General features: G+C 64.0%; 13 protein-coding genes. 7 read left to right on the top strand and 6 right to left on the bottom strand.

Annotation, left to right across the window (positions count from 1 at the left end; genetic code table 11):
- Positions 1-32 precede the first annotated feature (32 nt).
- Positions 33-683, top strand: a complete 651-nt coding sequence (locus AC5Y5C_RS03780; protein WP_499969357.1) for an LON peptidase substrate-binding domain-containing protein — start codon at positions 33-35, stop codon at positions 681-683.
- 5 nt (positions 684-688) lie between these two features.
- Here the strand turns inward: AC5Y5C_RS03780 and AC5Y5C_RS03775 are convergent, their stop codons facing one another.
- Positions 689-1,720 (bottom strand): LLM class F420-dependent oxidoreductase, encoded by a 1,032-nt coding sequence (locus tag AC5Y5C_RS03775; protein WP_499969100.1) that lies wholly within the window; start codon positions 1,718-1,720, stop codon positions 689-691.
- A 77-nt stretch (positions 1,721-1,797) separates the two neighbouring features.
- Here AC5Y5C_RS03775 and AC5Y5C_RS03770 point away from each other — a divergent pair, with 77 nt between their 5' ends.
- From AC5Y5C_RS03770 to AC5Y5C_RS03755, 4 genes are read left to right on the top strand one after another with little or no spacing between them, the layout of a single operon-like run.
- On the top strand, positions 1,798-2,790 hold the full coding sequence (locus AC5Y5C_RS03770; protein WP_499969098.1) for a Zn-ribbon domain-containing OB-fold protein: 993 nt from the start codon (positions 1,798-1,800) through the stop codon (positions 2,788-2,790).
- Positions 2,790-3,857 carry a thiolase family protein gene (locus AC5Y5C_RS03765; protein ID WP_499969096.1) on the top strand — a complete coding sequence of 356 codons (1,068 nt, stop codon included), beginning with the start codon at positions 2,790-2,792 and terminating at the stop codon, positions 3,855-3,857. The genes AC5Y5C_RS03770 and AC5Y5C_RS03765 overlap by 1 nt, the downstream gene beginning before the upstream one ends.
- Positions 3,858-3,892: 35 nt before the next feature.
- On the top strand, positions 3,893-5,083 hold the full coding sequence (locus AC5Y5C_RS03760) for a thiolase family protein (protein WP_499969094.1): 1,191 nt from the start codon (positions 3,893-3,895) through the stop codon (positions 5,081-5,083).
- A 3-nt stretch (positions 5,084-5,086) separates the two neighbouring features.
- Complete coding sequence (locus AC5Y5C_RS03755; protein ID WP_499969093.1) at positions 5,087-5,488, top strand: nuclear transport factor 2 family protein; 402 nt, start codon at positions 5,087-5,089, stop codon at positions 5,486-5,488.
- A 61-nt stretch (positions 5,489-5,549) separates the two neighbouring features.
- Here the strand turns inward: AC5Y5C_RS03755 and AC5Y5C_RS03750 are convergent, their stop codons facing one another.
- Together AC5Y5C_RS03750 and AC5Y5C_RS03745 are read right to left on the bottom strand one after the other, a co-directional pair.
- Positions 5,550-6,902, bottom strand: coding sequence for an FAD-dependent oxidoreductase (locus AC5Y5C_RS03750; protein ID WP_499969091.1), 1,353 nt, complete (start codon positions 6,900-6,902; stop codon positions 5,550-5,552).
- Positions 6,903-7,148: 246 nt separating this feature from the next.
- On the bottom strand, positions 7,149-7,670 hold the full coding sequence (locus AC5Y5C_RS03745) for a gamma carbonic anhydrase family protein (protein ID WP_043076745.1): 522 nt from the start codon (positions 7,668-7,670) through the stop codon (positions 7,149-7,151).
- Between the two features lie 150 nt (positions 7,671-7,820).
- Here AC5Y5C_RS03745 and AC5Y5C_RS03740 point away from each other — a divergent pair, with 150 nt between their 5' ends.
- Together AC5Y5C_RS03740 and AC5Y5C_RS03735 are read left to right on the top strand one after the other, a co-directional pair.
- Positions 7,821-9,032 (top strand): 3-ketosteroid-9-alpha-monooxygenase, oxygenase component, encoded by a 1,212-nt coding sequence (locus AC5Y5C_RS03740; protein ID WP_499969089.1) that lies wholly within the window; start codon positions 7,821-7,823, stop codon positions 9,030-9,032.
- A gap of 52 nt (positions 9,033-9,084) precedes the next feature.
- Complete coding sequence (locus AC5Y5C_RS03735; RefSeq protein ID WP_499969355.1) at positions 9,085-9,525, top strand: hypothetical protein; 441 nt, start codon at positions 9,085-9,087, stop codon at positions 9,523-9,525.
- 1 nt (position 9,526) lies between these two features.
- Here AC5Y5C_RS03735 and dtd read toward each other — a convergent pair whose 3' ends face one another.
- The 3 genes from dtd to AC5Y5C_RS03720 form a co-directional block, all read right to left on the bottom strand.
- Positions 9,527-9,958 (bottom strand): D-aminoacyl-tRNA deacylase, encoded by a 432-nt coding sequence (gene dtd / locus AC5Y5C_RS03730; protein WP_499969088.1) that lies wholly within the window; start codon positions 9,956-9,958, stop codon positions 9,527-9,529.
- 1 nt (position 9,959) lies between these two features.
- Positions 9,960-11,264: an FAD/NAD(P)-binding protein gene (locus tag AC5Y5C_RS03725; protein WP_499969086.1), complete on the bottom strand. Its 1,305-nt coding sequence runs from the start codon at positions 11,262-11,264 to the stop codon at positions 9,960-9,962.
- A gap of 127 nt (positions 11,265-11,391) precedes the next feature.
- Positions 11,392-12,567, bottom strand: a complete 1,176-nt coding sequence (locus AC5Y5C_RS03720; RefSeq protein ID WP_499969085.1) for a sulfotransferase family protein — start codon at positions 12,565-12,567, stop codon at positions 11,392-11,394.
- Between the last annotated feature and the right edge of the window lie 14 nt (positions 12,568-12,581).

The following is a 12,581-nucleotide window of genomic DNA, read 5'->3' as shown; positions in this document are numbered from 1 at the left end:
GACAACACGCATAGTGTGGGCGGGTGACGCCCATGTTCCCGCTGCAGTCGGTACTGCTGCCCGGTGAGCCCCTACCGCTGCGCATCTTCGAGCCGCGCTATGTCGCCCTGGTCCGCGACGTAATGGATGAGCCGCTTGCGCGAAGACCAACAGGCATGGCGGCCGACCACACCTTCGGTGTCGTTCTGATCGCCCGTGGCCAGGAAGTCGGTGGCGGAGATATCCGGTATGACGTCGGGACAGCGGCCCGCGTCCTCGACTGCGAATCACTCGGAGCGGAGCGCTTCGCGTTGCGCTGCGAGGGCGCACATCGGATCCGAATCACCCGGTGGCTCGATGACGATCCCTATCCGCGCGCCGAGACCGAACCCTGGCCCGACGAACTCGACGATCGGGTGCTGCCGTTGAACGCCCTCAACGAGGTGCAAGCACGTATCGAGAACCTGCTGCGACGCGTGGCGACCGCGCAGCGGGTCCGACTTCCCCGCCGTTGGTCGATCGCCACCGGGCTGCCGAGCGGCGCAGAGAAACGGTTGTACGCATTGGCATCTCGCGTACCGATGGGTCAGGCCGACCGATATGCCGTGCTGGCGGCGCCAACTCTGGGGATGCGGGTCGCTGCGCTGAACGAGGCCGTCGACACCGTCAACGCGATGCTCGACTTCCGCGAGATCGAACGCTAGCTGGGTTAGGTCAGCGCCGACAGTTGCTTGATGTGTTCGACGCTACGGCAGCCGACCACCAGCATGGTGACCCCGGCGGCCTCCCATGCCTTGATCTGCTCGCACACCTCGGCCTCGGTTCCGACGATCGTGGTGTCGAGTACCAGCTCGTCCGGAATCGCTTCGGCCGCTTTGTCCTTGCGATTGGTCCGGAACAGCTCGGTGACCTCGTCAACCACATCGCCGTAACCCATGCGCCGATACACCTCGGCATGAAAATTCAGTTCCACCGCGCCCATGCCTCCGATGTACAAGGCGGAGAACGGCTTCAGTTGATCGAGTACCGAGCGGCGATCGTCGGTGACGATGACCTGTGCGGTGGCGGCAATCTCGAAATCCTGGCGGCTACGCCGGGCGCCGGGACGCGCGAAGCCCTCGTCGAGCCATTCGTTGTACATGTCGGCGAGTCGCGGCGCGTAGAACATGGGCAGCCAGCCGTCAGCGATCTCAGCGGTCAACGCGACGTTCTTGGGGCCCTCTGCCCCGAGGAAGATGGGGATATCAGAACGCAGCGGGTGCACGATCGGCTTGAGGGGCTTACCCAGCCCGGTGGCCATATCCCCGGTCAGCGGCAGCGGATAGTGCGGGCCGTCGCTGCGCACGGGCGCCTCACGGGCCAGCACCTGCCTGATGATGTCGATGTACTCGCGAGTGCGAGCCAGGGGTTTGGGGAATGGCTGCCCGTACCAGCCCTCCACCACCTGGGGCCCCGATACGCCCAGCCCAAGGATGTGGCGGCCTCCGGAGAGATGATCCAGCGTCAGGGCCGCCATGGCGCACGCCGTCGGTGTTCGCGCCGAAAGCTGAATCACCGAGGTGCCCAACCGGATACGGCTGGTGTCCGATCCCCACCAGGCCAGCGGCGTGTACGCGTCAGAACCCCAGGCCTCGGCAGTGAAGACGGCATCGAATCCACCTTCCTCGGCGGCGGCCACCAGTTCAGGCGCATTGTCCGGCGGGGAGGCCGACCAGTACCCCAGCTGCAATCCGAATTTCATGGCCCGACTGTAACCGGCCGGATATGCCGCGACCACCGCCCTTGCGAAAAAAACTAGAACTTGTTCTACTCGGAGGTGTGACAGTCAGCCAAAGCAGCACAACCGGGCTCTCCTCTCCGCTGCCGCTCCTTTCAGCCCCCCTCGAACTGTCTTTTGATTACACCCGTTCGGTGGGCCCGACCCTCTCCAAGTTCTTCACCGCGTTGCGCGATCGGCAGATTGTCGGCACCCGTGGCAGTGACGGCCGGGTTCACGTGCCCGCGGCCGAGTACGACCCGGTGACCTATGCACCACTGACGGACGTAGTGCCGGTGTCGAGCGTCGGCACGGTCCAGTCCTGGTCGTGGCAGCAGGAGCCGCTCGAGGGCCAGCCACTGTCCAGACCGTTCGCCTGGGCACTCATCAAGCTCGACGGTGCGGATACCTCGCTGCTGCACGCCGTCAATGTGGAAGAAGCCGGCGCGATCGAGACCGGTGCCCGCGTGCATGCGGTGTGGGCCGACGAGACCGTCGGCGCGATCACCGATATCGCCTATTTCGCACTCGGGGATCGGCCGGTTGACGTGCCGTCCCCCGCACCGGATCAGGAGCCGGTGACCATGCAGGTCACTCCCATCCGGCTGGATGTTCAGCACCTCACCTCGCCTGAAGAGAGCGCCTACCTGCGCGCGCTGGCCGAGGGCAAGCTGCTCGGCGGCCGCACCGGCGCGGGCGGACGGGTCTACTTCCCGGCGCGTGGTGCCGATCCCCTGACCGGTGAGCCCACCTCCGACCTCGTGCAGGTGGCCGACAAGGGCGTTGTCACCACCTTCGCGATCATCAATATCCCGTTCCCCGGACAGCGCATCAAGCCGCCGTATGTGGCCGCCTATGTACTGCTCGACGGTGCCGATATCCCATTCCTGCACCTCGTCTACGACATCGACCCGGCGGACGTTCGCATGGGCATGCGGGTCGAAGCCGTGTGGAAACCCAAGGAGGAGTGGGGATACGGGATCGACAACATCCAGTACTTCCGCCCCACCGGTGAACCCGACGCCGACTACGAGACCTACAAGGACCGGATCTGATGAGTTCCGCTGCCCCCGCAGTAGCAGTTGTGGGCTTCGCCCATTCCCCTCACGTTCGCAGTACCGAAGGCACCACCAACGGTGTCGAGATGCTGGTGCCCTGTTTCCGGGAGATCTACGCCGACCTCGGAATCACCAAGTCGGATATCGGTTTCTGGTGCTCTGGGTCGTCCGACTATCTGGCCGGGCGCGCCTTCTCCTTCATCTCGGCGATCGACTCGATCGGCGCGGTGCCGCCGATCAACGAATCCCATGTGGAAATGGACGCGGCATGGGCGCTGTACGAGGCCTACATCAAGATCCTCACCGGACAGGTCGAGACCGCGCTCGTCTACGGATTCGGGAAGTCCTCCGCCGGTACTCTACGCAGAGTCCTTGCCCTTCAAACGGATCCGTACACCGTCGCGCCGCTGTGGCCCGATTCGGTATCCATGGCCGCGCTGCAGGCGCGACTCGGCCTGGATTCGGGCAAGTGGACCAAGGAGCAGATGGCACAGGTCGCCCTTGCCGCCTTCGGCCGGGCTCCGCGCGTGGACGCCGAGGCCCCGGCATCGAGCGTCGACGAGCTGCTGGCACGAGAATATTTCGTCGATCCGCTGCACAAACACGACATCGCACCGATCTCCGACGGCGCCTCCATCATGGTGTTGGCTTCGGCCGACCGGGCCCGCGAGCTGCGCGAAAACCCCGCATGGATCACCGGTTTCGAGCATCGCATCGAGACGCCGATCCTCGGTGCCCGTGATCTGACAGCCTCTCCGTCGACGGCCGCGTCGGCGGCCGCCGCGACCGGCGGCGACGCCGGCTCCATCGAGGTGGCCGAGTTGTACGCGCCGTTCAGCCATCAGCAGCTGATCCTCGCCGAGGCCATCGGCCTCAAGGACTCCACCACCGTGAACCCATCGGGTGGCGCGCTGGTGGCCAACCCGATGTTCTCAGCCGGGTTGGAGCGAATCGGCTTTGCCGCACAACATATCTGGAACGGTTCGGCGCAGCGGGTGCTGGCTCACGCGACCAGCGGGCCGGTACTTCAGCAGAACCTCGTCGCTGTGCTAGAGGGCAAGTGACCGATGAGCCGCTTGCGCGAAGAGGAGAAGATCTAGTGGGTGCATCAAAGAACCTCGCTGCCGTCATCGGCACCGGGCAGACCAAGTACGTCGCCAAGCGCCACGATGTCTCCATGAACGGCCTTGTCCGCGAGGCGATTGATCGAGCGATGGTCGATGCGGGCGTCAGTTGGGACGATATCGACGCCGTCGTCGTGGGCAAGGCCCCCGACTTCTTCGAGGGCGTGATGATGCCCGAGCTCTTCATGGCCGACGCAATCGGCGCGACCGGAAAGCCGATGATCCGGGTGCACACCGCCGGGTCGGTAGGCGGATCCACTGGCGTGGTCGCGGCCAGCCTGGTGCAGTCGGGCAAGTACCGCCGAGTTCTCGCGCTGGCCTGGGAGAAGCAGTCCGAGTCGAATGCCATGTGGGCCTTATCGATTCCGGTTCCGTTCTCGGTGCCGGTGGGCGCGGGCGCGGGGGGCTACTTCGCCCCGCATGTACGCGCATATATCGAGCGCTCCAAGGCCCCGCTGGACACCGGAGCCATCGTCGCGGTCAAGGACCGGCTCAACGCGGCGAAGAACCCGCTGGCGCACCTGCAGCAGCCCGATATCACCGTCGAGAAGGTGATGGCCTCCCCGATGCTGTGGGATCCGATCCGCTTCGACGAGACCTGCCCGTCCTCGGACGGCGCATGCGCAATCGTGGTGGGAGACGAAGCGACTGCCGATCGCCGTATCGCCGATGGCCATACGGTCGCCTGGGTGCACGCCACCGCGCTGCGCACGGAGCCGCTCGACTACACCGGGCGTGACCGGGTGAACCCGCAAGCCGGACGTGATGCCGCGGCGGCGCTGTGGCGCGATGCGGGTATCACCAGCCCGATCGACGAGATCGACGCCGCGGAGATCTACGTGCCGTTCTCATGGTTCGAGCCGATGTGGCTGGAGAATCTGGGGTTCGCGGCCGAGGGTGAGGGTTGGAAGCTGACCCAAGCCGGTGAGACCGCCATCGGCGGCAAGATCCCCGTCAACGCCTCCGGCGGCGTGCTCTCCTCGAACCCGATTGGGGCCTCCGGCCTTATCCGGTTCGCCGAGGCCGCCATCCAGGTGATGGGCAAGGCCGGTGACCATCAGGTACCGAACGCGAAGAAGGCATTGGGCCACGCCTACGGCGGCGGCTCGCAGTACTACTCGATGTGGGTTGTCGGGGCGGACAAACCCGCAAGGAAGGGAGAGTAAGGCATGAGCCTCGCTGACGAAGCAGGCAAGCGTTCCCGCGCAGCCGTCGAAGCCCGCGACAAGCAGGCCTGGGTCGACAACTTCGCCGAGGACGGTGTGGTGCAGGATCCGGTGGGTCCGTCGCCGTTCGACCCCGAGGGCAAGGGACATCGCGGCAAGGAGGCCATCGCAGCCTTCTGGGACAACATCATCGCGCCCACCGAGAAGCTGGATTTCATCTTCGACGCCACCTATGACTGCGGCACTCATCAGGCCAACGTCGGCCGGATCGTCACCACGATGAACGGTTATCAGATGACGGCCGAGGGCGTGTTCACCTACGAGGCCAACGCCGAGGGCAAGCTCGTCGTGCTGCGCGCCTATTGGGAATTCGACAAGGTCGCCGGGACCGCGCGCAAAATCTGAGTCCGCCGGACACACATAAAGGCCCCTGCGCTCGCAGCGACGGGGCCTTTATGTCTTCGCGCTAAGAGGCCTGGCGCCCGGCGCTGATCATCTCCTCGCGCGGTACCACTTTGATGCGTTCGCGGCCCTGTTCCTCGCCGAGCGCTACCTCGTGAGCATCGAGCCGTTCCCACTCCTCCCAGGTGGTGTAGTCAATCCCGCTTCCCTGTAGATGCGCGAAAACCGCATCCGGGTCGGAGATTTCGGCGGGTTGAATACCCGGGAGGTCTGCAAGCAGGCTGGCAATCGTCTCAGCGGCATCGGATTTGGTGTGTCCGATCAATCCCACGGGTCCGCGCTTGACCCAGCCCGTGACATAGGTCGATTCGACCGGAATTCCGTCGATATCGAGCACCCGTCCGGCATCGTGGGGCACAACTCCGGCATGGTGGTCGAATGGCAGATCCGCCAGATGTGAGGAGATGTACCCGACCGCGCGGTAGACTGCCTGCACCGGCCAGTCGGTGTATTCTCCTGTGCCCCTGACAGTTCCGTCGCCGACGAGCTCGGTGCGCTCGGTGCGCAGGGCCTCCACCCGGTCGATTCCCAGCACCGCCGCGGGCGCCTGGCATAGGTGGATGTGGATGCGATGCGGGGCTCCGGTGGGCTCCTGATCCAGGTACTTCATCATCGTGTCGACGACGAGCTTGGTGGCCTTACTGGAATTGATGGCCTGCTGGCTGCCCTCGTCGATCTCGAATCCCTCCGGATGCACGATGACGTCCACACTCGGCGAGTGTGACAGCTCGCGGAACTCCATGGGGCTGAACTTGATCTGAGCCGGGCCACGCCGGGCGAAGACGTGCACGTCGGTCGCCTGGTTGAGCGCCAGGCCCTGATAGACGTTGGCGGGGATCTCGGTGCCGAGCTGTTCATCGGCGGGTTTGGCCAGCATGCGCGCGATGTCCAGGGCCACATTTCCGGCACCCAGCACGGCGACGCTCTTGGCCGTCAGCGGCCAGTCCCGTGGGACATCGGGATGACCGTCGTACCAGGAGACGAAGTCGGCGGCGCCATAGCTTTCCGGAAGATCGATACCGGGAATCTCAAGCTCACGGTCGGCGCGCGCACCGGTCGAGAAGATCACCGCGTCATAGAAGCGCCGCAGATCCGAGAGCTTGATATCGGTGCCGTAATGGACGTTGCCAATAAATCTGACACTGCCCGAATCACGTTCGAATACCCGGCGCAGCGCCTTGATGATCTCCTTGATGCGGGGATGGTCGGGGGCGACACCGTAGCGCACCAGCCCATAGGGCGCAGGCAGCCGATCGAACACATCGACCTGCGCCTGCTCATACTCCTTGGTGAGGATGTCGGCGGCGTAGATACCGGCCGGACCTGCGCCGATAACTGCGACTCGGATCTTCCTCATGCCATCCCCTTTACTCGGATATCGATTAGGTAAGGCAAGCCTAAAAAGAATTCCGGAGAAAGTGGGACGCACGTACAGAGATCCCGGTCACACCCGTTCGGGTCTCGGCAACCTGATCACGTGGTCATGTGTTGATCGCCGCAGCTCCCGGCCAAGGAGCTACGGATGACGCGCGTGTTCAGCGGGTGTTCATATGTCCCCGAATGCCTGCAGCTGACCAAGACATCGGGGCCGGCGTAAGGGCCGTTAGGTATCCAAACCGGTCAGGTAACGCTTGCCCAGCGCCTGGTACGCCGCCGGCACACCCTTGGTCAGGAACTCCGCCGGAGTGCCCGCCACAGGCCCCTTGACCTTGGCAGGTGAACCCATGACCAGCACGTCCTCCGGGATTTGGGTGCCGCCGAGCACCAGCGAACCCGCGGCCACCATGCTGCGCGAACCGATGGATGCGCCGTCGAGCACCGTCGCGTGATTTCCGATCAGGGCGCCATCACCCACGGTGCAGCTGTGTACCAGGCACATATGTGCCACGGTCGCGCCCTCACCGATATCTACCGGCATCCCCGGGTCGCTGTGCAGCACCGACCCGTCCTGGATGTTGGCTCCCGCCCGGATCACAATCGGCGCGTAATCGGCGCGGATGACCGTGTTGAACCAGATCGAAGCACCGGCTTCCACCGTGACGTCTCCGATGAGACAGGCGGTCGGCGCGACAAACGCCTCAGGGTGGACGCTCGGGCTTTTTCCGTCGAGTGAGTACAAGGGCATCGAAATACCCTAGCGACCCTTCCTAAAGGATCTTATTTCCGCTCGTGGCAGGCATATTTCTTGCGCTCCGGGGTGGCAAAACTGTAACATGTTCTAGTTGAAGGTGGTCGCCACAGCGGCCAACATCGAAACACTGGAGGCAGCCCCGCCATGAGCACAGATACTCGGCCCGTTTCCGAAGGGAACACTGTCCGCGAGATCGATGTCGGCGAACTTCCCACGCGCTATGCCCGTGGTTGGCACTGCCTCGGCCTCGCAGAGTCGTTCAGGGATGGGGAGCCGCACGCCATTGACGCGTTCGGCACCAAGCTGGTCGTATTCGCCGACACCCAGGGCGATATCAAGGTGCTCGACGGCTACTGCCGTCACATGGGTGGCGATCTGTCCCAGGGAACCGTCAAGGGCGACAACGTCGCCTGCCCGTTCCATGATTGGCGCTGGGGCGGTGACGGCAAGTGCAAACTTGTTCCTTACGCCAAGCGCACCCCCAAGCTGGCCCGCACCCGAAGCTGGGTCACCGACGTGAAGAGCGGCCTGCTGTTCGTCTGGCATGACGCCGAAGGCAACGGTCCGACCGATGACGTTGAGATTCCGGAGGTTCCGGAGTACGCCGATGACGGCTGGACCACCTGGGACTGGAACACCATCGTCATCGACGGTTCCAACTGCCGCGAAATCGTGGACAACGTCACCGATATGGCGCACTTCTACTACATCCACTTTGGATTCCCGACGTTCTTCAAGAACGTGTTCGAGGGACACATCGCCTCGCAGTACCTGCGCACAGTGGGGCGTCCGGACGTTCAGCTCGGCGGTTCCTCGCAATACACCGGCGAGCAGATCCTGGATTCGGAGGCCTCGTATTTCGGGCCGTCCTTCATGATCAACTGGCTGCACAACAACTATGGCGGCTACAAGGCCGAGTCGATCCTGATCAACTGCCACTACCCGATCGACCAGAATTCGTTTGTGCTGCAGTACGGCGTCATCGTCCAGAAGCCCGAGGGCATGGACGAGAAGATGACCGGCAAGCTCTCGCGCGCGATGACCAAGGGTGTGGGACAAGGCTTCCTGCAGGACGTCGAGATCTGGAAGAACAAGACCCGCATCGACAACCCGCTGCTGGTCGAGGAGGACGGCGCCGTCTACCAGATGCGCCGCTGGTACTCACAGTTCTACGTCAACAAGGCCGACGTCACTCCCGAGATGACAGACCGCTTCGAGCTCGAGATCGACACCAGCAAGGCCAACGAGTTCTGGCATAGCGAGGTCGACGAGAACCTCAAGCGCCAGGCGGAGGAGAAGGCTTCCGCGGGATCTCAAGCCGAGGCCGACGCTCCCGCCGAGGCGACGCAAAGCTAGTGCTATGACCGAAGTTTCAGCATCGACTGACGCCAGCACCGATCCTCCCAGCGTGGAGGAGCTGGCTCAGTCGATGCTGGCACTGCATGGCGCCCATGGGGAAGACGCGGCTCATGAATCCGCTGGATCGGGGCGGCCGAACGGCCACTGGTCGAAGGCGCCCACATTTGAACACGAACCGGTGCGGGCCGCGCAGCTGCGCGAGGCCACCGAGGGTGACAAGCAACGGTATCTGACCTCTGGCCTGCAGGAGGTCGACTGCCGGTTCTGCCATGGCTCGGTGATGGTCAAGAAACTGAGTCTCAACCACACTGCCGTGCAATGGAATACCGCAGCCGCCGGTCGGTGTGCCTTTTTTGCACAGATGCGTGAGGAAGGCACCAACACGGCGCGGGTACGCGGATGCCCGCGGCTGTCCGACAGCATCGCGCATGCCGTCGCCGAGGGCTGCCTGGACCAGATCTGCACGGCCGCACCGCCCGGGGACGGCTGACCTATAGCTCCAACAGGACGGTCACCGGACCGTCGTTAATCAGTTCGACCTGCATATCCGCGCCGAACACGCCCGTTTCCACGTGAGCACCGAGATTGCGCAGGGCGTCCGCGAACGCCGTCACGATGGGTTCGGCGACACTTCCGGGTGCCGCCGCATTCCACGCCGGACGACGCCCCTTCTTGGTGTTGGCATACAGCGTGAATTGACTGATGACCAGTATCGGAGCGCCGAGGTCGGCCGCGGACTTCTCGTCATCGAGAATGCGCAGTTGCCACAGTTTCTCCGCCAGCTGCGCGGCCCTGTCGCCATCATCGTCGTGGGTGACACCCACCAGCGCCACTAGCCCCTGACCTTCGGGGCGGATCGCACCGACCACTGCCCCCTCCACGGACACGGACGCCGAGGCAACCCGCTGCACCAGAACACGCACGTTACGACCCTATCAGCGCCGCCAATCGTTCCGCCTGCGCCCTTATCTCCGTGAATGCCGTTGTTTCCCAGAGGTTCCCGCGCCGCAGCGGCCCGAGTGTCCACATCTGCAGCGCCCCGTGAAGAAGCCTTCCTTCGGTGTCGGTATCCAACCCGAGGTTCAGCGGGCCGGGTCGCACCAAGCCGTCGGCAAGGAGCTGACTCCACAGCGGATCGGTGCCGGCGGTGATGTCGTATTGCGGGCCGGTGCAATTGATCACCGCGCGTACTTCGAGGAACTGCCCCGTCGACAAGGTCGCCCGGGCTCCGGTGCCGGCAGAAACGGTATCGGCCAATTCCGCACAATAGAGCTGTAACTCACCATCGGCGAGGTACTGCTGGACTAGCCCGGCAGTGCGCGGCGCCATCCGGTGCCGGTGAATGTCCCACAGCCTGCGGTAGTTTCGCAAGAAGTGGACGCGCTCATCGACCGTCATGCCGGCCCAGAGCGCACCGGCATGCGGACGCAGCGCATCCACCGCAACACACACATCGCCGCCCTCGGCAACCACGTCGTGGATATAGCGCACGGAACGCTCCAGCACCTGCCCGCGATCGATAGTGAAGGCAGGGGCGGGCACGGGCGACGACGGATCCAGTCGATGCGCTTTGGGCAGCAGCCCACTGCGGGAGATCGCGTGCAAGACACGATCGGGCCGCCGTAGCGTGCAGGCGAGGTCGGCCATCGTCAGACCCGTGCCAACCAGCAGCAGATCGCCGTCCTCCGGAAGGCCGTCGAGCGCACCCGGCTGCCAAGGGTCGTTCACGAACAACGCGCTATCGCGCAACCACTGTGGCGTCCAGGAGGTTCCGGGAGTATTGGGCCCGGCCGCCAGAACCACGGCGTCCGCGTGCACGATGTCGCCATTGCACAGGGTGACCGCGAGTCCGTGACGACGCACCGCCACCGCGACGGCCCTGCGATGGACACGGTTCACGAGGTCACCACGCGCTCCTTCGAAGGCGCTGGAGAGATAACGCCCAAACAGTCCCCGGGGAACGAAATCCCCGGAGCCCGCGCCCGGCAGGCCATTGCCGTTAAGCCAGCCCACGAAGTCCAGCGGCTCGGACGCATCGGCGCTGAGTTTTCCTGCCGGAACGTTCAGGAGATGGCGCGGATCCGTGGTGCGGTACGGAACTCCCGGCCCGGTACTCGTGTCAGGATCGATCAAGGTCAGCCGCATCGGGCTGGAGTCCTTGCGCCGCAGTAGATGCAGAGCGGTCATCGTTCCTGCCGCGCCCGCACCGACGATGGCGATACGGGTCATGGATGAGCCGCTTGCGCGAAGACTGAAAACACAGGATGAGCCGCTTGCGCGAAGACCGAAAACACAGGATGAGCCGCTTGCGCGAAGACCAAAAACACAGGATGATCCGCTTGCGCGACGCCCAGCATCACAGCCCCGCGAAGCGCTCCATTACCGCTTCCTTGCTCAACCCATAGTCGGCGAGCGAGTAGACGTGCTTCGGGGCGCGGGGGCCCTTTTGGCTCTCGTCGTTCATCTTCTGCATCTCTACCAAAGCGGACGCCGACAGCTCCAGTCCGAAGTGCCGATAGATGGATTCGACGGTGCCGATCGGGTCGGAAATGAAGTCGAAGTAATCGACATCGCAGAACTGTGCCTCGTCGTACTTGCTGCGCGCGGACTTGAACGACTCCAGGCCGCGGGCCCAGGTATCCAGCTGGTCGGCACCGAGCGTGGCACCCACGAAGGTCTCCGACCAGCCCGCCGTCGCATGCTCGTTGAGCGAACAGACCGAGGCAATGATGGTCTCGGCCGGGCGATGCGTCTGGATGACCAATGCGTCCGGGTACACCTCCATGAGCGCATCGAGCGCGAAAAGATGACTCGGGTTCTTGAGCACCCAACGCTTTTCGATGTCGTTGAGACCGATCAGCTGCAAGTTGGCCTTGTAACGCCGGTACGCCGGTGTCCAGTCCTGTTGCGACAACCACTGGGCATAGGAGGGCACGTGGGCAAGACATTCATACGACACCGCATGCACCGACTGTCGCAACAGCTGCCAGCATTCCTCGACCTCGCTGGCCGACATGTAATGCAGGCCCATGAATTCCGGGTTGTCCACATGATGCTTGGAGAACTGTTCTTCCAGCTGCTGGTACACGGGGTTGGTATCCCAGGTGTCGCGCGCCGGCCGAGGCTGCGGAAAATCGGCCAGCCACATCTCCAGACCCTGATGCATGGGGTCGGCGTTGAGGAGGCGATGTAGCGCGGTGGTGCCGGTACGTGGCAGACCGGTGACGAAGATGGGCCGATCGATCGCCACCTGCGCGTGGTCTGGATGCGCCTTGAACGCAGCCTCGCTGAGCAGCCGTGCCCCCAATGCGCCGCGCAGGAAGACCCGAGACATCTTGGAGCCCAAGGGGGTCAGCCCGGCCTCACTCTGATAGGAGTCCAGCAGCACTCCGAGCGCTTCGCGATAGTTGTCGACGGACCCGTCCCCGAAGTCGTCCAGGCCGATGAGCCGGGTCGCCGACTCGTGGAGATCATCGACGGTGCCGACGCTGGTGCGCTCGGTGTTCGATGCAGAGCTCTCGTTAAAACTCATACTGATCTCCTTAT

This window comes from Mycobacterium sp. NGS15, assembly GCF_059813245.1.
The sequence above is the reverse complement of the archived record's forward strand: the minus strand, read 5'-3'. Positions and strand labels throughout refer to the sequence as shown.

Bases quoted from the DNA above. Each gene is read 5' to 3' on its own strand.
- AC5Y5C_RS03765 (WP_499969096.1), top strand. From the start codon at position 2,790: ATGAGTTCCGCTGCCCCCGCAGTAGCAGTTGTGGGCTTCGCCCATTCC.
- AC5Y5C_RS03740 (WP_499969089.1), top strand. From the start codon at position 7,821: ATGAGCACAGATACTCGGCCCGTTTCCGAAGGGAACACTGTCCGCGAG.
- AC5Y5C_RS03775 (WP_499969100.1), bottom strand. From the start codon at position 1,720: ATGAAATTCGGATTGCAGCTGGGGTACTGGTCGGCCTCCCCGCCGGAC.
- AC5Y5C_RS03725 (WP_499969086.1), bottom strand. From the start codon at position 11,264: ATGACCCGTATCGCCATCGTCGGTGCGGGCGCGGCAGGAACGATGACC.
- AC5Y5C_RS03755 (WP_499969093.1), top strand. From the start codon at position 5,087: ATGAGCCTCGCTGACGAAGCAGGCAAGCGTTCCCGCGCAGCCGTCGAA.
- AC5Y5C_RS03780 (WP_499969357.1), top strand. From the start codon at position 33: ATGTTCCCGCTGCAGTCGGTACTGCTGCCCGGTGAGCCCCTACCGCTG.
- AC5Y5C_RS03750 (WP_499969091.1), bottom strand. From the start codon at position 6,902: ATGAGGAAGATCCGAGTCGCAGTTATCGGCGCAGGTCCGGCCGGTATC.
- AC5Y5C_RS03720 (WP_499969085.1), bottom strand. From the start codon at position 12,567: ATGAGTTTTAACGAGAGCTCTGCATCGAACACCGAGCGCACCAGCGTC.
- AC5Y5C_RS03745 (WP_043076745.1), bottom strand. From the start codon at position 7,670: ATGCCCTTGTACTCACTCGACGGAAAAAGCCCGAGCGTCCACCCTGAG.